20 protein-coding genes, 3 pseudogenes and 1 riboswitch are annotated in these 19,805 nt (G+C 53.8%); of the genes and pseudogenes, 13 read left to right on the forward strand and 10 right to left on the reverse strand.

Going from position 1 to position 19,805, the window contains the following annotated elements; genetic code table 11:
• Window positions 1-61: 61 nt before the first annotated feature.
• Window positions 62-1,609: a fumarate hydratase gene (locus tag NSS88_RS06265; protein WP_055358379.1), complete on the reverse strand. Its 1,548-nt coding sequence runs from the start codon at window positions 1,607-1,609 to the stop codon at window positions 62-64.
• Between the two features lie 233 nt (window positions 1,610-1,842).
• Between NSS88_RS06265 and yfkAB the strand changes: the two genes are divergently transcribed.
• Window positions 1,843-2,967, forward strand: a complete 1,125-nt coding sequence (yfkAB, locus tag NSS88_RS06270) for a radical SAM/CxCxxxxC motif protein YfkAB (protein WP_055358378.1) — start codon at window positions 1,843-1,845, stop codon at window positions 2,965-2,967.
• A gap of 91 nt (window positions 2,968-3,058) precedes the next feature.
• Here yfkAB and NSS88_RS06275 read toward each other — a convergent pair whose 3' ends face one another.
• Window positions 3,059-3,847, reverse strand: a complete 789-nt coding sequence (locus NSS88_RS06275) for a YfkD famly protein (protein WP_047817777.1) — start codon at window positions 3,845-3,847, stop codon at window positions 3,059-3,061.
• A 141-nt stretch (window positions 3,848-3,988) separates the two neighbouring features.
• Window positions 3,989-5,041, reverse strand: a complete 1,053-nt coding sequence (gene cax / locus NSS88_RS06280) for a calcium/proton exchanger (protein ID WP_033013951.1) — start codon at window positions 5,039-5,041, stop codon at window positions 3,989-3,991.
• 151 nt (window positions 5,042-5,192) lie between these two features.
• Here cax and NSS88_RS06285 point away from each other — a divergent pair, with 151 nt between their 5' ends.
• Together NSS88_RS06285 and NSS88_RS06290 are read left to right on the forward strand one after the other, a co-directional pair.
• The gene (locus NSS88_RS06285) at window positions 5,193-6,326 is read left to right on the forward strand and encodes an MFS transporter (RefSeq protein WP_055358539.1); all 1,134 of its coding nucleotides are present in this window, start codon (window positions 5,193-5,195) and stop codon (window positions 6,324-6,326) included.
• 116 nt (window positions 6,327-6,442) lie between these two features.
• A pseudogene (locus NSS88_RS06290) lies at window positions 6,443-6,588 on the forward strand (BH0509 family protein).
• Between the two features lie 229 nt (window positions 6,589-6,817).
• Here NSS88_RS06290 and NSS88_RS06295 read toward each other — a convergent pair.
• Both NSS88_RS06295 and NSS88_RS06300 read right to left on the reverse strand, forming a co-directional pair.
• Entirely contained in the window at window positions 6,818-7,639 is an 822-nt protein-coding gene (locus NSS88_RS06295; RefSeq protein ID WP_369813959.1) for a YihY/virulence factor BrkB family protein, read from the reverse strand.
• Between the two features lie 39 nt (window positions 7,640-7,678).
• Window positions 7,679-8,167, reverse strand: coding sequence for a low molecular weight protein-tyrosine-phosphatase (locus NSS88_RS06300; protein WP_033009583.1), 489 nt, complete (start codon window positions 8,165-8,167; stop codon window positions 7,679-7,681).
• Window positions 8,168-8,370: 203 nt separating this feature from the next.
• On the opposite strand from NSS88_RS06300, the gene NSS88_RS06305 reads away from it, so the two are divergent.
• The 8 genes from NSS88_RS06305 (at window position 8,371) to NSS88_RS06340 (ending at window position 14,605) form a co-directional block, all read left to right on the forward strand.
• A complete protein-coding gene (locus NSS88_RS06305) occupies window positions 8,371-8,595 on the forward strand; it encodes a DUF1128 domain-containing protein (protein ID WP_033013939.1) in 225 nt (74 codons plus the stop codon).
• Between the two features lie 128 nt (window positions 8,596-8,723).
• Window positions 8,724-8,830: riboswitch (SAM riboswitch) on the forward strand.
• 121 nt (window positions 8,831-8,951) lie between these two features.
• Window positions 8,952-9,659 carry a phosphoadenylyl-sulfate reductase gene (locus NSS88_RS06310; RefSeq protein WP_033009598.1) on the forward strand — a complete coding sequence of 236 codons (708 nt, stop codon included), beginning with the start codon at window positions 8,952-8,954 and terminating at the stop codon, window positions 9,657-9,659.
• A gap of 15 nt (window positions 9,660-9,674) precedes the next feature.
• A complete protein-coding gene (locus NSS88_RS06315; protein WP_055358377.1) occupies window positions 9,675-10,748 on the forward strand; it encodes an inorganic phosphate transporter in 1,074 nt (357 codons plus the stop codon).
• 31 nt (window positions 10,749-10,779) lie between these two features.
• Entirely contained in the window at window positions 10,780-11,940 is a 1,161-nt protein-coding gene (gene sat / locus NSS88_RS06320; RefSeq protein WP_033009578.1) for a sulfate adenylyltransferase, read from the forward strand.
• A 12-nt stretch (window positions 11,941-11,952) separates the two neighbouring features.
• Entirely contained in the window at window positions 11,953-12,564 is a 612-nt protein-coding gene (cysC, locus tag NSS88_RS06325) for an adenylyl-sulfate kinase (protein ID WP_033009577.1), read from the forward strand.
• A 152-nt stretch (window positions 12,565-12,716) separates the two neighbouring features.
• Window positions 12,717-13,493, forward strand: a complete 777-nt coding sequence (gene cobA, locus NSS88_RS06330; RefSeq protein WP_049624345.1) for a uroporphyrinogen-III C-methyltransferase — start codon at window positions 12,717-12,719, stop codon at window positions 13,491-13,493.
• Window positions 13,494-13,503: 10 nt separating this feature from the next.
• Window positions 13,504-14,250, forward strand: coding sequence for a sirohydrochlorin chelatase (locus NSS88_RS06335; RefSeq protein ID WP_055358375.1), 747 nt, complete (start codon window positions 13,504-13,506; stop codon window positions 14,248-14,250).
• A 70-nt stretch (window positions 14,251-14,320) separates the two neighbouring features.
• The gene (locus NSS88_RS06340; protein WP_055358538.1) at window positions 14,321-14,605 is read left to right on the forward strand and encodes an acylphosphatase; all 285 of its coding nucleotides are present in this window, start codon (window positions 14,321-14,323) and stop codon (window positions 14,603-14,605) included.
• A gap of 100 nt (window positions 14,606-14,705) precedes the next feature.
• On the opposite strand, the gene NSS88_RS06345 is transcribed toward NSS88_RS06340, so the two are convergent.
• Window positions 14,706-15,476, reverse strand: coding sequence for an arginase family protein (locus NSS88_RS06345; protein WP_044743039.1), 771 nt, complete (start codon window positions 15,474-15,476; stop codon window positions 14,706-14,708).
• Between the two features lie 165 nt (window positions 15,477-15,641).
• Here NSS88_RS06345 and NSS88_RS06350 point away from each other — a divergent pair, with 165 nt between their 5' ends.
• Window positions 15,642-15,989, forward strand: coding sequence for a YojF family protein (locus tag NSS88_RS06350; protein WP_055358374.1), 348 nt, complete (start codon window positions 15,642-15,644; stop codon window positions 15,987-15,989).
• A 13-nt stretch (window positions 15,990-16,002) separates the two neighbouring features.
• Window positions 16,003-16,656: a bacillithiol biosynthesis deacetylase BshB2 gene (gene bshB2 / locus NSS88_RS06355; RefSeq protein WP_033009572.1), complete on the forward strand. Its 654-nt coding sequence runs from the start codon at window positions 16,003-16,005 to the stop codon at window positions 16,654-16,656.
• A gap of 182 nt (window positions 16,657-16,838) precedes the next feature.
• On the opposite strand, the pseudogene NSS88_RS06360 reads toward bshB2, so the two are convergent.
• The 4 genes and pseudogenes from NSS88_RS06360 to NSS88_RS06375 form a co-directional block, all read right to left on the reverse strand.
• A pseudogene (locus tag NSS88_RS06360) lies at window positions 16,839-17,525 on the reverse strand (PhzF family phenazine biosynthesis protein); the annotation flags it as partial.
• Between the two features lie 19 nt (window positions 17,526-17,544).
• On the reverse strand, window positions 17,545-18,603 hold the full coding sequence (locus NSS88_RS06365; protein WP_339239467.1) for an IS630 family transposase: 1,059 nt from the start codon (window positions 18,601-18,603) through the stop codon (window positions 17,545-17,547).
• A 97-nt stretch (window positions 18,604-18,700) separates the two neighbouring features.
• A pseudogene (locus NSS88_RS06370) lies at window positions 18,701-18,850 on the reverse strand (PhzF family phenazine biosynthesis protein); the annotation flags it as partial.
• The gene (locus tag NSS88_RS06375; RefSeq protein ID WP_033013936.1) at window positions 18,847-19,488 is read right to left on the reverse strand and encodes a precorrin-2 dehydrogenase/sirohydrochlorin ferrochelatase family protein; all 642 of its coding nucleotides are present in this window, start codon (window positions 19,486-19,488) and stop codon (window positions 18,847-18,849) included. The pseudogene NSS88_RS06370 and the gene NSS88_RS06375, both read right to left, overlap by 4 nt.
• Window positions 19,489-19,805 lie beyond the last annotated feature (317 nt).

Here is a 19,805-nt window from a genome sequence, read left to right on the forward strand (position 1 = left end):
AAAAAAAGACCCCAAAAGCGGATGCTTTTGGGGAGTCACGCTGCCAATCGTTTCTTCACGTTTATTTGAACACCGGTTCTTTGAATTGGGCCAGTTTTTCCAACGATGATTTTTCTACATCTTCATGCAAGCTGTTGCCGTGCGAGTCCATCGTAACGACGGCGGTGAAGTTTTCAACACGCAAATGCCACATGGCTTCTGGAATGCCAAATTCCATGAGATCCACGCCTTCGACTGATTTGATACAGTCCGCATAATATTGGGCCGCGCCGCCGATGGCGTTTAAGTACACGCCGCCGTGTTCTTTTAACGCTTGCAGCGTCTTTGCGCCCATGCCGCCTTTGCCGATGACAGCGCGGACGCCGAATTTTTTCATAATGTCGCCTTGATACGGCTCTTCGCGGATGCTGGTCGTCGGGCCGGCGGCTTTGGCGTGCCAGCGGCCGTCTTCATCTTTTAGCATGACCGGGCCGCAATGGTAAATGATTTGCCCGTTCAAATCGACGGGGGCATCGTGATCCATCAAATATTTATGAATGGCGTCGCGGCCGGTGTAAATGACGCCGCTGATGCGGACGACGTCGCCGACGCGGAGCTTCCGCACTTGTTCTTCCGACAGCGGCGGAACGAGATCGATGACGCGCGTCTCTCCTTGTTCAAGCGCCGCGGCCGCTTCCGCTTTTTCCAACTCTTTTGCAAAATCGACGTCTTCGCCGTCTTGGTACAGCCATTCGATGATCTCACCGGTGGCCGGATCGATTTTCACGCCCATGCGCCGGAACGCCCAGCAGTTGTAGGCGACGGAGACGAAGAAGCTCGCCGGGATGCGATGCATGACGCCGATTTTACAGCCAAGCAGCGTCGATTCGCCGCCAAAGCCCATCGTGCCGATGCCGAGCTTGTTGGCGTTTTCCATAATGTATTCTTCCAGTTGGCGCAATTCTTCAATCGGGTTGACGTCATCAACCGGACGGAACAGCTGTTCTTTGGCGAGCTCATAGCCGGATGAGCGGTCGCCGCCGATGCCGACGCCGATGAAGCCGGCGCTGCACCCTTGCCCTTGCGCCTGATACACCGCATGCAAAATGCATTTGCGGATGCCGTCCAAATCGCGGCCGGCGCGGCCGAGCCCTTCGAGTTCACACGGCAGGCTGTATTGGATGTTTTTGTTTTCACAGCCGCCGCCTTTTAAAATAAGGCGAACGTCAATGTAATCGCTTTCCCACTGTTCAAATTTAATGACCGGCACGCCTTCCCCTAAGTTATCGCCGCTGTTTTTGCCGGTGAGCGAATCGACCGAGTTCGGGCGCAGTTTGCCATTTTTCGTCGCTTCGACAATGGCAGCCCGGATCGCTTTTTTCATTTCGATTTGGTTGACGCCGACCGGCACTTTGATTTTAAACGTCGGCAAGCCCGTATCTTGGCAAATCGGCGATACGTTTTCGTCCGCCATTTGAATGTTGCCAACGATTGTATCCAATGCCATCGCCGCCCGCGTGCCGGCGTTTTCGCGCGCTTTCGCCCGAGCGATCGCTCGACGGACGTCCTTCGGCAGCTTCGTCGACGTCTCGACGATCAAGTCGTACATGCTTTGCTGGAACTTTTCCATTTGTCTAAACGCCCCTTCCCATGCTCATCGTGCATAGGCAGTTGTCCTTATCTTTTTCTATTATACTCCGTTTCTCGCTGTTGTGTAAAAAATCTTTCTTTCCCATCTCATGATGGTTCCTTTCTCATCATACGAATGGGGTAGAGGCAAAACAGCTAAAACGATTGACAAGGGCTTATAAGGCGGCTAATAATGAAGGATGGAACTTTTTTATATAGAGAGAGGAGAAAGCGATGCGTTCATTCGCCATGCCGGCCATTACGCCAGCGTACGATCCGTGGGAGGCGTACGTTGATCTAGAAGAGTATGGAAAGTTGGAACTGACGAACGTCGAGTTTACGACAACGACGCTTTGCAATATGCGCTGTGAACATTGCGCCGTCGGCTATACGTTGACAGCGAAGGATCCCGAGGCGCTGCCGCTTGAGTTGTTGCTCCGCCGGCTTGAAGAAATTCCGCATTTACGCTCATTAAGCATCACCGGCGGCGAGCCGATGCTGTCATTAAAATCGGTTGAACAATACGTCGTTCCGCTTCTCCGCTATGCACATGAGCGCGGGGTGCGAACGCAGCTGAATTCGAATTTGACGCTTGACTTGTCCCGCTACGAAAAAGTGATTCCGTATTTGGATGTGCTCCATATCTCCCACAACTGGGGGACAATCGACGATTTCATCGACGGTGGATTCGCTATGATGGAGCGGAAACCGACGCGCGCCCAACGCGAGAAATACTTCCAGCGCATGCTTGACAATGCAAAAGCGCTGGCCAATGCCGGCGTGATGGTATCGGCGGAAACGATGTTAAACAAACGGACCGTCCGCCATTTGGAAACGATCCATCGCCAAGTCGTTGAGGAAATGGGCTGCCGGCGCCATGAAATTCACCCGATGTACCCAAGCGATTTTGCCAGCGCCTTAGAGACGCTAAGTCTCGATGAGCTGCGCGCGGCGATCCACCATTTGCTTGACATTCGCGATGAAAACGTCTGGATGTTGTTTGGCACGCTGCCATTTTACCCGTGCAGCGACAATGAAGACGATCTTCGCCTATTAAAGCGGCTGTATGAAAGCAAAAACGTCACCGTCCGCAACGACCCTGACGGCCGTTCGCGGCTTAATGTCAACATTTTCACCGGCGATGTCATCGTCACCGATTTCGGCGATGAACCGCCGCTTGGCAACATCGTCCGCGATTCATTGCCGGATGTGTATAACCGATGGCGGCGCTCGAAACTCGCCAATGAACTTCTTTGCCGCTGCCCGGCCGCTCGCTGCTTAGGGCCCAATGTGCTCGTCAAGCAGACGTATTACCGCGGCGTCGATTTTACAAAACGGGCGGCGCGCATCGCCCGATAAACAGCAACGCCGCAGAGGCAAGCGCATCATCGGCCATGCGCATAAAAAAGAGTCGGGCCCAAAACGCGCCTGCTTTTTGGGCCCGACTCTTTTATCTCGGCTGCTCGCTGACGACATAGGACATATACAGCCGGTCTTGCACCGGAATCCATGCCCCGACCCCTCTTGTCGTCACGTTTTTGACGACGATTTTCTTTTTGTTTCCTTTCAAGACGATATACACTTCCCCGTACGTCACTTTCCCTTTTTCATTCACAGCCGGAGCATACGCATACAAATAGCCCATTTTTTTCGCCGGCACGTTGTACGGCTGATCCTTTTTCGTGCCAAGACCGACAACGGTGCTGAAAGCGAGCGGTAAATTTGTTTTTTCCATGGCCTTGTTCAACATCATCCGTTTGACGGCGTCTTCATTCGGCACTTTCACCGTCAAGCCGCCACGGACGTATTTTTGCATTTCCTGTTTGTAATACAGTTTTTGTGCTGTGTCGCCGCCGCGGTTGTCGAGAAAATTCGTATTGACCTTTTGATACTCCCAATTTGTTGATGTTTCGAGCGATTGGTAGTTGAGTGGCCATTGGCCTAAATAAATCGTCGCCCGGTAGCCGATGGCCCACGGCGCGTTCGTTGCCGAAGATTCATTAAAGAGATGAACCAATTCAGGATTCTCAATGTTCACATTGGCTGATTTCAGCAGCTGTTTCGTAAACGAGCTTGGCTCTAGATGCGGCAAGTCTTGCGTTGGATTCGGGTATGTGTTCTCTTTCGAGATATCGATCACCGCACCGGGCGCCGGCTTTCCGGAAGCCGCCAATGCCGGGAACGCTGCCGCATACAGAAGCAGTGCGCTCGCAAACAGCGAAACCGCCCATTTTTTCATCGCATTCGCTCCTTTCTATCTCATATTCACTGTTATTTTCCGTCAAAACGCACCGTTTATCCGTGACAGTGAAAATTTCTTCCGTCCCGGCGCCGTGCCTCTGTCCAAAAAACCCGAGCGCCAACCGCCCGGGTGAATCCGTCAAAGCAAATAAAAACCAATGCCCATAATGATATAGGCCGCCAGCAGCGTCGCCCCTTCAAACCAGTTCGTATCGCCGTCGTTGGACAATACGATCATCAAGAGCACCGAAGCGGCCATCGCGACGAGTTCGGGAAGTGAAAAGACAAGCGGCATTTTTTCCGGAAACAAAAGCGAAACGAGCACAAGCACCGGCGCGACGAACATGGCGATTTGCAAGGTCGAGCCGACGGCGATCTCGACGGCGACGTTCATTTTATTTTTGTATGCCATCATGACAGCCGAAGCATGCTCCGCCGCATTGCCGACGATGGCGACGATGATGATCCCGATAAACAGCTCGCTCCAGCCAAACGACTCCGCCACGGTTTCGAACGTATGGACGAGCCGCTCTGACAAGTAGGCAACCGCGAGCGTAGCCAGTGCCAAAATGGCGGTCGCTTTTCCTTTTCCCCATTCCGGCTCCTCATGTTCTTCCGCTTCGTCCGATTTATGCTGGTATACGCCGCGGTGGGTGACAAGCCGGAAGTAAAGGGCAGCGATGTAAAGCAAAATCATAATAATCGAAATGCCGACGCTCAACGCAAGCCGTTCGCCGCCGTCCATTTGCATTGTAAACACTTCCGGAATGACAAACGCGACGAAAATGGCAAACGTCAGCAACCCGGCGTTATGGCGGGCGTCATAAATATTGAATTCTTGCCGTTTATATTTCAAACCGCCGACAAAAAACGATAACCCGGCAACCAACAGCAAATTTCCCAGCACCGAGCCGGTCAAGGAGGCGAGCACGACATCCACGAGTCCGGCTTGCAAGGCAAAAATCGAGATGATCAACTCGACCGCATTGCCAAAAGTGGCGTTTAACAGCCCGCCGATGCGCGGTCCGGCGACGATGGCCAAACTCTCTGTCGCCCGCCCCATATAGCTGGCGAGCGCAATGATCGTCAAACAATACAGCCCAAACATCAAGACGGTCGGCCAGTGAAGAAAGCCGCCGATTACTGACACCGGCACGCCGATCCATGCCATCCAGGCAAACAACCTGTTCATTTGTGTTTCTTCCACCTTTCCCATCAACATTTTTTCGTTGCATTGATCGTTGCTTGTATGTACGATGGAATACGGGCCAGCCGTTCCGCCGTGAAAAGACGGATTCTGTTTGTTCGCGGGCTGGCCAATTTAAAGAAGTGAGGATATGACGATGCGTTTTGCCATTTTAACTGCGGTCGTGGCCATCTCTGGCTTGTCCCAAGGAATGTTGCTTCCGCTGTTAGCCATGTTGCTTGATGAACAAGGCGTCCCTTCGTCCGTCAACGGGGTGCATGCTGCTGCTCTATATATCGGCGTGCTGGCCATTTCACCGTTTCTGGAGCGTCCGTTGGTGAAGTATGGGTATCGACCCATCATTCTCCTTGGTGGTTCTATTGTAATATGTTCGCTCACTCTTTTTCCACTTTTTTCTTCATTTTTTATTTGGCTGGCTCTCCGTTTTTTGATCGGCGTCGGCGACCATATGCTTCATTTCGCGACGCAGACATGGATCACCGACTTTTCGCTGCCGGCTAAGCGCGGGCGGCGTCTGTCACTGTATGGTTTGGCATTCGGCCTTGGTTTTACAGCCGGCCCGCTTCTCGCTTCGCTCGCCTCGATCAATGAGGCGTGGCCGTTTTATTTGGCCGCTCTCCTCAGTTTCAGCGGATGGGTGGCCGTCTTTTGGCTGCCAAAAGAAAAACCGAAGCCGTTTGAACGCTCTTCCTCAGCCGCCGGCCGGTGGGTCGGTGCATGGAAACATGCATGGCCAGCGCTCTTGCTGCCGCTTGCCTACGGCTTTTTGGAAGCGTCCCTTCATTCCGTGTTCCCGCTGTATGCCTTGCGCAAGCAGATGAGCGCTGAACAGATCGCCTTCATTTTGCCGTTTTTCTCGTTAGGCGGCATCGTCTTTCAGCTCCCGCTCGGGGCGCTCAGCGACCGGTTCGGGCGGCGGGCGGTAATTCGTTTTGCCTTGCTGGCCGGCGCCAGCTGTTTTTTGGCCGTGCTCACGGTCGGTGCGTCCACTGTCGGGCTTGCTGCCTGTCTGTTTGCCGCCGGCATGTTTACTGGCTCCCTTTTTTCCCTTGGCATTGCCTATATGACCGACTTGTTGCCGAAAGCGCTCCTCCCGACCGGCAACTTGTTGTGCGGAATGCTGTACAGCCTCGGCAGCATGGTGGGCCCGCCCCTTGCCGGAAGCGCCGTCGATGCGGCAACGAACGCCTTTTTTCTAACGGTCACCGCTGTTCTTCTCATCCCCGCCGTCTGCCTTTCCGGACGGAAGGAACAGGAAAAAGCGGCTTGACCGCTTTTTTATTTTTTGTTTTTTTAAAAAAATCATTGACCATTTTATTTTCAGTGTTATATAATAAAACAAGATAACAAGTTACTGTTTTAAAACAGAAAAAAGGAGTGGCGATGATGAGCAGAGCAGAACGGAAAAACATGATCGATTTTATCGAAAAAGTGCGGGGTTGTCGCGGGAAGAGCTCGCCTGCATAACTGACGCCGAGATCGAGTACATTTACGAGCGGTATTACCACCATCATGAAGAAATTGTGGAGTAAAGCGCCGTTCGCTGACCGCCCCAGCGAAAAAGGTGTCCCGCATTGGGACACCTTTTCTAATGATAGCCGTTTTGGCCGTTGGCGCTGCCGCTCGTTTTATGTTTCGGCCTGTTTTTCCCTTTTTGCTTCGTACCCCCGTCTTTTTTCGTGTGCTTCGTCATCGCAATCCCCCCTGTATCAAAATCCCCCGCATCGTTACGTTATCCGGTTTGCGGAGCATTTATGCACATCAACGGAGCCGCTTTCTTCCTTCACGTTCACAATCGAAAATGGCGTTCATTTCCCCTCCTAACACGAGAATCATGCCCGATAAATAAAACCAAATCATCAGCACAATCATCCCGCCGAGACTTCCGTACATGGCTGTATAGTCAGCAAAATGGTTGACATAATAGGCAAACGCCCATGATATCGCAATCCAGCCGGCGGTGGCGAACAAAGCGCCGCGCACGACATTGACGCAACGCAGCTGTTTGTTCGGGGCAAAATAATAAAGGGCGGTAAAAACAACAAACAAGATGATCACACTCGTCACCCAGCGAAATGTGTTCCATATCGTCAAAAACGGCTGCGACAACCCGAGGGTGGAAAACAAAAACAACCCGATCATCCGCCCGAATACCGGCAATACAAGCATAACGATAATGACCGCGATCATCCCGAGCGTCAGCACAATCGACAGGCCCCGCACAACCCAAAACGGACGGTCCTCTTGTACGTCATATGCGCGGTTTAACGCCCGCATAATGGCGCTCATGCCGTTCGATGCCGACCAAATGGCGCCGATAATGCTTAACGACAGCAGCTTTCCGTTTTGCTCATCCATCAGACGGTGGACATTCGTCTCGATCAGATGAAGCGCTTCTTTCGGCGCATACTGCCGCACAAGCATAAGCACATCTTCGTGCGGGATCGGCAAGTAAGCCAGCAGCGTCATTAAAAACAATAAAAACGGGAACAACGACAACAGAAAGTAATACGCCAATTCCGCCGACAGCCGCGGAACTTCATCCTCCGTAAAGCGCCGGGCCAACTCGCGGATGAACGTCATATCCACCAACACGGGTCGCCCTCCTTTTCCGTTTTTTCATCATTTTCTTTCCCTAGGGGCCAGCCGATGATCGCGGACGATCGCGTCAAGCAAATGCTCGCAGCCGGAGCGAATCAAGCGGTACACTTCGGCAAAATTCCCGGTATAATACGGATCCGGCACATCGTCTTTTTCCCGATCCGGGACAAAATCAAGCAGCCGGGCGATCACCGCCGGCGAATTCGGCCCGGCGAGCCGGCGCAAATCGCTCAAATTGGCGGCGTCCATGGCGATGATGTAATCAAATTCCTCCAAGTCGCGGCGCCCGACTTGCCGGGCGCGGATGCCGGAATAATCAATGTCGTTTTCACTCAAAATCCGCCTTGTCCCCTCATGCGGCGGCTCCCCGACATGCCAGCTGCCCGTTCCCGCTGAATCAACGACAATCTGTCCGTCAAGCCCCCGTTCGTTCACCAAATGACGGAATACCGCTTCCGCCATCGGCGAACGGCAAATGTTGCCGAGGCAAACAAACAACACTTTGACCATCGAAGCAGCCACTCCTTTCCATCCCGTTTTCTTGGCATTAGTTTTCCCTTTTCATCCAAGCGCTTGATAGCCGCTTTCTAGCAGCTCGTGCACATGCACCTATATTTTACCACCTAACGCTGGCGTGGACTATATTGCCTCTCCCCTTTTTCACCGCCGGTGTGGTACAATACATGATAACCTGCCACGAAAGGAGCGAAACCATGGATTTATCGAAACCGTCCGCAGAAAACGTCGAATATATCGTTGAACAGCTGAAGAAAAAATTAAAAGTGCTCAATTTTGATGCGATTAAGCCGGCCCATTTTTCCGAGGCATGGTATGACGAACTGAAAGACATTTACGACATGGTCATGAAGCGTGAAACGTTCAGTCCAAGCGAAATACAGGCCATTGTTGAGGAGCTCGGAAGCCTGCGCAAGCGGTAATCCTCTCCTTCCGTCACCGGATGGAAGCATCGCGAAGCTGCCTATGTATATAAAAAAATTCCTATCGAAAAACTAGGATTGACATTAGCGCCAATTGTGTTAAAATTTTAATCAATATAAATTGCATACGCTTATCAAGAGCGGGGGAGGGACTGGCCCGATGAACTCCGGCAACCTGCCGCGTTTGGCAAGGTGCTAATTCCAGCAAAATGGGATCCATTTTGGAAGATAAGGCGTCCCTCGTTCTTCCGCTCTTTCCGAAATGGAAGGGGCGTTTTTATCGCCAGGCTGCCCGTTGCCGGATGAATATCCGACTAATTATGTTGATTTTCTTTGTTTTTAAGGAGGGGGAAACGATGCTCACGTATGACCAATGGGAAACGGCCGAAAAACCGTCTTTTCCGTCCGATGATGAAACGAAAGGGGCGTTGGCTGTCCTTGCTTGGGCGTACCGCGAATACGGCGATGACATTGTCTATGCGTGCAGTTTCGGCATTGAAGGGATTGTGCTCATTGATTTGATTTCCCAAGTCAAGCCGGATGCGGAAATCGTCTTTTTGGATACAGGGCTGCATTTCCAAGAGACGTACGACACGATCGCGAACGTACAGGAAAAATACCCGTCGCTCCGCATCGTGATGAAACAGCCGCACTTGACGCTGGAGGAGCAGGCTGCACAGTTCGGCGATGAACTATGGAAACGCGATCCGAACAAATGCTGTGAGTTGCGCAAAGTCATTCCGCTGCGGGAAGTCTTGACCGGCGTCACCGCCTGGATTTCCGGCTTGCGCCGCGAACAGTCGCCGACGCGGCGCCATGTCGAGTACATCAATAAAGACGACAAATTCCGCTCCATTAAAGTGTGCCCGCTCATTCATTGGACGTGGAAAGACGTTTGGAATTACGTATATAAACACGGTCTTCCGTACAACGTGCTCCATGACCGGGGCTACCCGAGCATCGGCTGCGCCCCTTGCACAGCGCCGGCATCGGATCCGAACGATTTGCGCTCCGGGCGCTGGGCCGGCCAGGGGAAAACGGAGTGCGGGCTCCATCTCACATAAGGGGAGAACAACGATATGCTCCTTGCCATTGCCTTTATTGTGTCCTTTTTCTTCGCCATGAACATCGGGGCGAGCGGCGCGGCCGCCTCGATGGGCGTCGCGTACGGGTCGGGCGCCATTCCGAAAAAGTCGATGGCCCTCCTTCTTTGCGGCATCGGCGTGTTTCTCGGCAGCCTCGGCGGCGGAGAAGTAGTGAAAACGATCGGGTCGGGCATTATTCCGTCTTCGATCCTCACCGTCAAAATCGTCGTCATCATTTTAACGGCGGCGGCCATTTCACTTTTTGCGGCGAACATCATGGGCATTCCGCTCTCGACGAGCGAGATCACCGTCGGATCAGTCGTCGGCGTTGGCATCGCCTATCAGGCGTTGTACTTTCATAAGCTGCTGTTTATCGTGTCGGTATGGATCGTGATCCCGATCGTCGCCTTTTCGTTTACGCTGGCTGTCGGCAAATGGTTTTTGGCGCTCAAGCGAAAATATCCGCAGCTTGAACAAGGGCGCTGGCAAAAAACATTCATGGCCTTGCTCGTTGTCACCGGCTTTCTCGAGGCGTTTTCCGCCGGCATGAACAATGTGGCCAATGCCGTCGGGCCGCTCGTCGGCGCCGGGCTGATGGCGGTCGGGCCGGCAACTATCTTCGGCGGCTTGTTTGTCGCTGCCGGCGCCCTGTTGCTTGGGCATCGCGTGTTAGAAACAAACGGAAAGAAAATTACAAACTTCTCCCCGTTTGAAGGAAGCGCCATTTCCGGCACGGGAGCCGTGCTCGTCATCATTTCGTCGCTGTTTGGTTTGCCTGTTCCGCTTACGCAGATTACGACATCGGCGATCATCGGCATCGGCACGGCGAAAAGCGGGATGTCGATTTGGCAAAAGCGGATTGTCGTGCAACTGTTGAAAGTGTGGTTTGTTTCGCCAATATTTTCCCTTGTCATTTCGTACAGCCTTGTGAAACTGTTGCTTGACAGCGATGTTTACACGGTGATTGCCATCTTCAGCGTCTGCCTGGCGACGCTTGGCGTCATCAGCTTAAAAAAAACAGTCGCCGAAGAAGAGCGTTCGCTTCATGAACATGGCGGCGGCATTTAATGAACATCTATCAATCTAGGAGGTTATGAACATGAGTTTGAGCATTCCGCATGGCGGCACATTGATCAACCGTTGGAATCCGGATTACCCAATCGATGAAGCAACGAAAACGATCGAGCTGTCCAAAGCCGAACTAAGCGACCTTGAGCTGATCGGCACAGGCGCCTACAGCCCGCTCACCGGGTTTTTAACGAAAGCCGATTACGATGCGGTCGTAGAAACGATGCGCCTCGCTGATGGCACTGTCTGGAGCATTCCGATCACGCTGGCGGTGACGGAAGAAAAAGCGAGTGAACTCGCTGTCGGCGACAAAGCGAAACTCGTTTATGGCGGCGACGTCTACGGCGTCATTGAAATCGCCGATATTTACCGCCCGGATAAAACGAAAGAAGCCAAGCTCGTCTATAAAACCGATGAACTCGCTCACCCGGGCGTGCGCAAGCTGTTTGAAAAACCAGATGTGTACGTCGGCGGAGCGGTTACGCTCGTCAAACGGACCGACAAAGGCCAGTTTGCTCCGTTTTATTTCGATCCGGCCGAAACGCGGAAACGATTTGCCGAACTCGGCTGGAATACCGTCGTCGGCTTCCAAACACGCAACCCGGTTCACCGCGCCCATGAATACATTCAAAAATGCGCGCTTGAAATCGTGGACGGCTTGTTTTTAAACCCGCTCGTCGGCGAAACGAAAGCGGACGATATTCCGGCCGACATCCGGATGGAAAGCTATCAAGTGCTGCTGGAAAACTATTATCCGAAAGACCGCGTTTTCTTGGGCGTCTTCCAAGCTGCGATGCGCTATGCCGGTCCGCGCGAAGCGATTTTCCATGCCATGGTGCGGAAAAACTTCGGCTGCACGCACTTCATCGTCGGCCGCGACCATGCGGGCGTCGGCAACTATTACGGCACGTATGATGCGCAAAAAATCTTCTCGAACTTTACAGCCGAAGAGCTTGGCATTACACCGCTCTTTTTCGAACACAGCTTTTATTGCACGAAATGCGAAGGCATGGCATCGACGAAAACATGCCCGCACGACGCGCAATATCACGTTGTCCTTTCTGGCACGAAAGTCCGTGAAATGTTGCGTAACGGCCAAGTGCCGCCGAGCACATTCAGCCGTCCGGAAGTGGCCGCCGTTTTGATCAAAGGGCTGCAAGAACGCGAAACGGTCACCCCGTCGACACGCTAAAGGAGGAGCGAGATGAGCACGAATATCGTTTGGCATCATACATCGGTGACAAAAGAAGATCGCCGCCAACGCAACGGCCATCATAGCGCCGTCCTTTGGTTCACCGGCCTGTCCGGATCCGGCAAATCGACGGTGGCGAACGCCGTCTCCAGACGGCTGTTTGAGCTTGGCATTCAAAATTACGTTCTCGATGGTGACAATATCCGCCACGGGCTCAATAAAGACCTCGGCTTTTCCGCCGCCGATCGGACAGAAAACATCCGTCGCATCGGCGAAGTCGCCAAACTGTTTGTCGACAGCGGCCAGTTCGTGTTAACGGCATTCATTTCGCCGTTTGCCGAAGACCGGGCGCTCGTTCGCCGCTTAGTCGAGGAAGACGAATTCATTGAGATATATGTCAACTGCCCGATTGAGGAGTGCGAGAAGCGCGATCCAAAGGGGCTGTATCAAAAAGCGCGCCGCGGGGAAATCCGCGAATTCACCGGCATCGATTCGCCGTATGAAGCGCCGGAAGCGCCGGAGCTGACCATCGAAACGCATCGTTATTCGGTGGACGAATGTGTCGAGCAAGTGCTCGCGTATTTGCGGGAGCGCGGATTCATCCCCGCATCGGAAACCCATTAACGATACCGTGTCTCCCACTCGAAAAAAGAGTGGGAGACGATTTTACAAAGTCGTTTTCATGCCACGGCCAGGCGTTTACAATGAACATCAACGGAACGTTTGCGCTGCTGCCGGCAGCTGACGGGATCACGACAGAAAGGGCTGAAACAACGATGGGGAAAGTATATTTGGTCGGGGCCGGCCCCGGCGATCCGGAACTCATTACCGTCAAAGGGTTGAAATGCATTCAACAAGCCGACGTCATTTTGTACGACCGCCTCATTAATGAGGACTTGCTGGCATATGCCAAGCCAGACGCTGAACTCATTTTTTGCGGCAAGCTGCCCGGCTACCATGCTATGCAGCAGGAAACGATCAACCGTTCACTCGTTCTGCATGCAAAAAAAGGAAAAACAGTTGTCCGTTTAAAAGGCGGCGATCCGTTTGTGTTCGGGCGCGGCGGTGAAGAGGCGGAAGCGCTCGTTCAGCACGGGATCGAGTTTGAGATCGTCCCTGGCGTCACATCGGCCATCGCGGCGGCCGCTTACGCCGGTATTCCTGTCACCCATCGCGAGTTCAGCTCCAGCGTCGCCTTTGTCACGGGGCATCGCCGCGACGGAACCCGCGAAGACATTAAGTGGGAAAGCCTCACCAAAGGCATTGATACGATCGCCATTTACATGGGCGTCCACAATTTGCCATACATTTGCGGTCAGCTGATTAAATACGGCAAGGCGCCGGATACGCCGACGGCGATCATTCAGTGGGGAACGACCCCCATCCAGCGCACGGTCACCGGCACGCTGTCGACAATCGCCGCTATTGCCGCCAAAGAACGCATCGAAAATCCAAGCATGGTCATCATCGGGGATGTCGTCCGGCTGCGCGCCAACATTCAATGGTTTGAGCGGTTGTTGTCATCATCGGCAGCCGCTGGCGCCACCTCGTGAGGCAATGGCGATGGAAGCCATTTTGTACGTCAGCCACGGCAGCCGGGTTCCGGCTGCGCGCCGAGAAGCAGCCCGCTTCGTTGAACAATGCAAGGCGGCCATCGACATCCCGATTCAAGAACTGTGCTTCGTTGAGCTGGCTGAGCCGGATATTGCGACCGGCGTTGACCGTTGCGCCGCCCAAGGGGCAACCCGTGTGATCGTCATCCCGTTGCTGCTTCTATCCGCCGGACATGCCAAACAGGACATTCCGGCTGCGCTTAAAGCAGCGAAACAGCGCCATCCGTCTTTGGAGATCGTCTGCGGAGCGCCGTTTGGCGTCCACGATGCAATGATTGACATCATCATCGACCGCATCGGCGAGCAGCCGGCGCCGCTTGACCATGAATCAATGGTTCTGCTGATTGGCCGAGGCAGCAGCGACCCGGATACGAAGCGCGACATCGCCGCTATCGCCCGGCGCTTGCAAGAAAAAACGAGCGTGCCGCACGTTGACGTTTGTTTTCTCGCCGCCATCCGCCCGACGCTTGACGAAGGGTTCAAGCGGGCGCAGGCATCCATATACCGGCGCGTCTTTATCGTGCCGTATTTGCTGTTTACCGGCGTTTTAATGAAAACAGTCGAACGGAAGCTGCAAGCGATGCCTGTTTCCGATCAACAGTGGCATTTATGCTCATACTTAGGGGATCATCCGCGGCTTGTAACGCTCATTCAACAACAGGTGCAGGCGCTGTCGGCAGCGAAAAAAGGAGCTTGAGCAGACAAGCTCCTTTTTTCATGGTATGATGGAAGCGAAGCGACCGCAGCGAAGGAGGTCTTCAATCATGATGAAACGGGTTCATGTCATGGTCGAAGGGCGCGTGCAAGGCGTCGGGTTTCGCTATTTCGTCCAACACGAAGCGCTCAAACGCCAGCTGACCGGCTGGGTGAAAAACAACGATGACGGGACGGTGGAGATGGAAGCCCAAGGGCATGAAAGCGAGCTCCAACTGTTTTTGGATACGATTGAAGCCGGCACGATGTTTGCCAAAGTTTCCCGCATGCACGTTGAGCCGCGCCCCGTCCGCCCTGACGAAACTAAGTTCCGCATTGTGTACGGAAGCGGCATTTGACTGTTGCACCGCTTTGGATCTATTCCCAGCGCAGACGTTGTCCGTCTGCCGCCAAGCGCTCTTTCCACCAATGAAAAAGCGCGATCACCATCCGTCCTGCTTAAGCCGGCCGCAAATGCGGCGCCGCATATTGAAAACACGTCTCCAAAATGGCCGTATTCGCACGCTCATTTTTTTGCTGCGCTTCACGGCAAAACGGATGGAATACATCGACAGCCGCTTGCGGGTACTCCCCGCATATGTCCACGCCGAGCACTTTTTTATAGAATAGCAGAAGGCGCAAACAAGCGAGCAGCCGGGAAAGCGGCATCATCCCCTGATCCCAGTTCGTCACGGCGTCTTCGCGGCGCAGCGCATCTTTATCAATGCTGATATAGACGCTCCCGGTCGGAATAGCGTCCAAAAGCGCCGTCGGCCATTCATCGTGATCATCGAAAGGAAGAACTGTAATCTTTGGAGATAAACGAAGATGGCTTGGAGAACATGACGGACCAACAATGATGACTTTTTGCAGCTGCGGATGTCCGAGTGCGTAAGCGACCCACGAGCCGCATGAAATGAGGCGGTCGCTCCCCCCTTCGGCATCGGTATGATGGTCAAACAAGACGAGCGTAAACGGCTCTTTCATCTCCTTTATGAGCAAATAGCTTACATAATGGAAGTTGCCGTTCCCGATTAAAACCGCTCCGCGCATCCGCCGACGGCGCAGCCGCCGTTCGATTTCGGCGAGAGCCTCCCCGCTGCAATACAAATTCGTCTCCGGCACATCCGACAGATCGATCCATTCGTGCGGAAAGCGGAACAATCGCTTTTGCGGCCGGTAAGTGCCGTCAAAATTGAGCATCGTGACACCATTGCCTTGAAACCCCATCGATCATCACCCTTCTTTCGTTGAATCATCATTCAACGCTTTGTAGGTGCGGATGAGTCCAAGATGTGTCTCTTTTTTTATTATACAATAGAAGTCGAAATAGTTCCGCTCACACGCCTCGGTCATGTACAATAATAGAAAAACAAACAGCAAGGAGGGAGCCGCTTGCAACCGATCGACACGGCCGCCGTACAAGAGGCGCTGAATCGTTTTGCCAATCGCGACGTATATATTCATTTGGAAACGACGAACGGAGCATACGCCTCCCATCATAACGATGGCTTTTATTCCGTCGGCGCCTACATCCGCAACGCCCGCATCCGCTTCACCCGCGGCAAAATCACCGGCCCGGGGCCGTACCGCGTCGGGCTGAAGCTTCAAATCGGCTGGGTGTACGCCGAAGGGCTGACCCATTGGGAATGGACGAACGAAGGACAATTGTTGTTGGCCGGACACGATTACGAAGGGAAACTGGCTGTCGCTCTTGAGCTGAGCGACACGCCGTTCGCATAAGGAGGGGCTTGCGATGAAGGAACGACACGTACTTGTTGTGTTTCCCCACCCGGATGATGAGGCGTTTGGCGTTTCGGGCACCATCGCCCAGCATGTGCAAAGCGGCACACCGGTGACGTACGCCTGCCTGACCCTTGGGGAAATGGGGCGAAACATGGGCGTGCCCCCGTTTGCCAACCGCGAAACGCTTCCGCTCATCCGCAAGCAGGAGCTGGAAGAAGCGTGTCGCGTTCTCGGCATTCGCGATTTGCGCCTGCTCGGGTATCGCGACAAAACGGTCGAATTTGAGGATGAAAACGAACTCGCTGACCGGATTGCCGCCATCGTGGCAGAAACAAACCCGTCGCTCGTCATCACGTTTTACCCCGGCTACAGCGTTCACCCTGACCACGATGCATGCGGCGCTGCAGTCATCAGCGCCTTGACGCGCTGGCCGAAAGAAGAACGGCCGACCGTCCATTGTGTGGCGTTTGCGAAAAACTGTGAACAAGATCTTGGCCAGCCAGACGTCATCCGCGATGTCAGCCCGGTGATCGAGACGAAGCTGGCCGCCATCCGCGCCCACCGTTCGCAAACCGAAGGGCTGATGCAAGCGGCATCCAAACGCGGCGATGCACTTGCTTGGCTCAAAACAGAACGGTTTTGGACGTATCGGTGGGATGACTAAACGTATACAGGCGCCGGCCGCACCTCCAAGCTGGCTGAACCGGCACGGCCGGCCCGCCGCCGAAAAAAGGAAGCCCGCCTTTCACGTGAGGCTTGGGCGCCTTTTTCGTTGGCATAGGCAGTGAAGAAAACACCAGCCCGCCCAACCGGATCCGGAACAGGCATTGTTTCCGCTGGAATGTTTCAGATGGGTTGCAATCCGAAAGCGGCCTCGGCGGCCAGATCCCCTTTCAGCACGGTGACGGCTTTTCCTTCGAGCTGAACCCTCTCGCCTGCCACCATCACCCGCACAATGCCGCCGCGGGCTGAAGCTTGGTAGCCGACTAACGTCGTTTTCCCAAGCTTGTCCGCCCAATACGGCCCGAGGCAACAGTGGGCGGAGCCGGTAACCGGGTCTTCCGGCACACCGAGAGCTGGAAAAAAGGACCGCGATACAAAATCCACTTCTTCTGCCGCTGAACGGCTTGTCACAATGATGCCGCGCGCATCTACTTCTTGAAGCAGGCGGAAATCCGGGGTCAGTCTGCGCACCTCCTGTTCTGAGCCGATTTCCACCAAATAATCGAACCGGTTGCGCCCGATAAACAGCGGTTCAGCTGGCAAGGCACCAACAAGCGCAGCAGGAGGCGACTCAACCCGCACTGGCGTTTCGTTCGGAAAATCGAGCCGAATCCAACCATCGTTGTTTATAGCCGTCAATACTCCGCTGTTCGTGAAAAAGGCAATCGCTTCATCTCGGCGGTGTTCCCCGCGCTCCCACAGCACATGGGCACTCGCCAACGTTGCATGGCCGCACAAATCAACCTCTGCTTTAGGGGTAAACCAGCGCAGACGATAGCCGCCCTCATGTGGAACTATATACATGCAACATGAAGAGTTAACTTCTCAGTCATCCTGCACACCCTAAGCGCTGCAGCACTTCCTCCGGACGTTCGTGGATGTAGTGGACAAACCGAGTAATGGCTTGAATGATATCGTTGCGATCCTTGTGAAATACATTGGCAATCACCGTATCTTTCAGCCATTTCCATAAGCGTTCGATCGGGTTCAGCTGTGGCGAATAGGGAGGAAGGTAAATAAAGTGAAAACACTGCCCTTCTTCCTGCAAAAACTCCTTGACCATTTTGGCATGGTGAATGCGGGCGTTATCCAACACCAAGACCATGAGACGGTCCGGATAGCGCTCTTTGAGCATTCTCAAGAAATCCAAGAACGTCGCGGCATTGGCAGCGGTCGTTTGATGAAGCACCGTTTCGCCATCGTGGATGTTGACCGCGCCAAACAGCGATACGTGGGCATGATGGCCGAACGTCGGCACTTGTTTTTGGCGGCCGACTTCCGACCATGTGGACCGCAAGACATGGTAAGAGCGGATATGTGTTTCATCAAGGTACAACAAGACCGAATCAGGATCCATTAAGTTTTTTTTTATGAAGTCGATCTGTTTCTCAAAATTCTTTTGTCGATCCGGATCGCCTTTCGCCAATGTGTAGGTCGGCCGTGTCCACGACAGCCCTTTGCGGTGCAGGAGTTTTCGCAACGCTTCGCGGGAAATGGAAACACCGAAGTGCTTTTCGACATAGGATTGCAGGAGTTTGGTGTTCCACGCCGAAGCGACGTCCCAGCCCAGTTCCGCGGGAGTGGTGGTCAACACAAGCTGTTTGATCTCTTCCTGCTGTTCTTCGGTGAGAAACGGCTCCCGCCCGGGGGCGAAATCCCGATGAAGCAAGAGCTCCAGACCGCCTTCGTTGAACAGCGACACATAATGGGAAACGGTTTGTCGGCACACGTTGACCATGGAGGCCACCTCTTTGCCCAAATAGCCTTCCATGACCAGGCGAACCGCCATCACCCGTTGGCGAAGAAGGGTGTTTTTGATTTTCCGTTCCTGTTTGCGAAGTGTCCGAGGTGTCCATCCGTGATCGTTGGTGATTTTGAGACGTTTCATGCAGAATTCCGCTCCTTTTCCATGCTTTTCCTTAGGAGCAGTATAACCGGAGTGGGCACCACTTATACGAAGGTTAACTTTTCAATGAGCATATATATAAAAAGGCCGTCTCAGACAAATTCATTTCTGCGGCAACACGCTGCATCCACTCATCACGGGCCGGCTGCGGCAACAAGCAGACGGCCGCCGGGTTGCCGGCAAACGGCCGGTCAGTGAACGCATCGACAATATACATCGGAATGTTTATGGCTCTTTCCCTCTTTCCCCGTTTCGTTCTTTTTCGTTCACCAATAGCTGGGCCAACTCTTCATCCCATCGGCCGCGCTGCCGGAAAGACTCAGCAGCGAGCGCCCGAAACAGCCGCTTTCGTGCGGCATCGTCCGCCACCTCACGCAAAATGATATCGCGGGCCTTCTGCAAAAACTGAAGATACGGCTCATACTCTTCACCATACTTCTCCTCAAGCTCGCGGCGGATGCGACGGGCAAGCGCCGGACTTGCTCCCCCGGTCGACACGGCAATGGTGAGCGGACCGCGGCGGATGACAGCGGGAACGTGAAAATCACACCGTTTCGGGTCATCCACGACATTTACGAGTTGGCCGGGCGCTGCTGCTTGCGCCACCGCTTCGTTCACATTCCGGTCGTTTGTCGCCGCAATGACAAGAAACGCTCCTGCCAAGTCGTCTTCAGCGAACGTTTTCTTACGCCAAACGATCTCTCCTTTGGCCGCGAGCGCTTCAATGTCCGGCACCGCCTCCGGGGCGATTACCACAACGTCCGCTTCTGCTTCAAGCAAACCGTAAACTTTCCGCGCCGCCACCTTCCCGCCGCCAACGACGACCGCGCGGCGGCCGCGCACATGAAGAACAATCGGATACCCCACGGCGCAACCCCCCATTCCGGCATCCATCAGGCAGACTGAGTCGGTTTCTGCGCACAAACAGGCGCAATCTTCCCCGACCGCCTGCCTTGGCTGACAACAAAAAGTAAAAAAAGAAGCCGTGCATCGAACACGGCCTTTTTCTTCATTATATCATCCTTGTTTCACTTCTTGAAGCCATTTCGCCAACCGTTCATTTTTCTTTTTCATATGCTCAAGCCATTGCGGGAGCAGTTTTTTCATGGCCTGTAAACTAGCACATTATTTCAGAATCCCTTTTTCAAATTATTTCAGGCGGATTCGGAAATAATGTGCAAAAT

The organism is Geobacillus sp. FSL W8-1251 (assembly GCF_038005945.1).
GTDB classification, from domain to species: domain Bacteria; phylum Bacillota; class Bacilli; order Bacillales; family Anoxybacillaceae; genus Geobacillus; species Geobacillus stearothermophilus.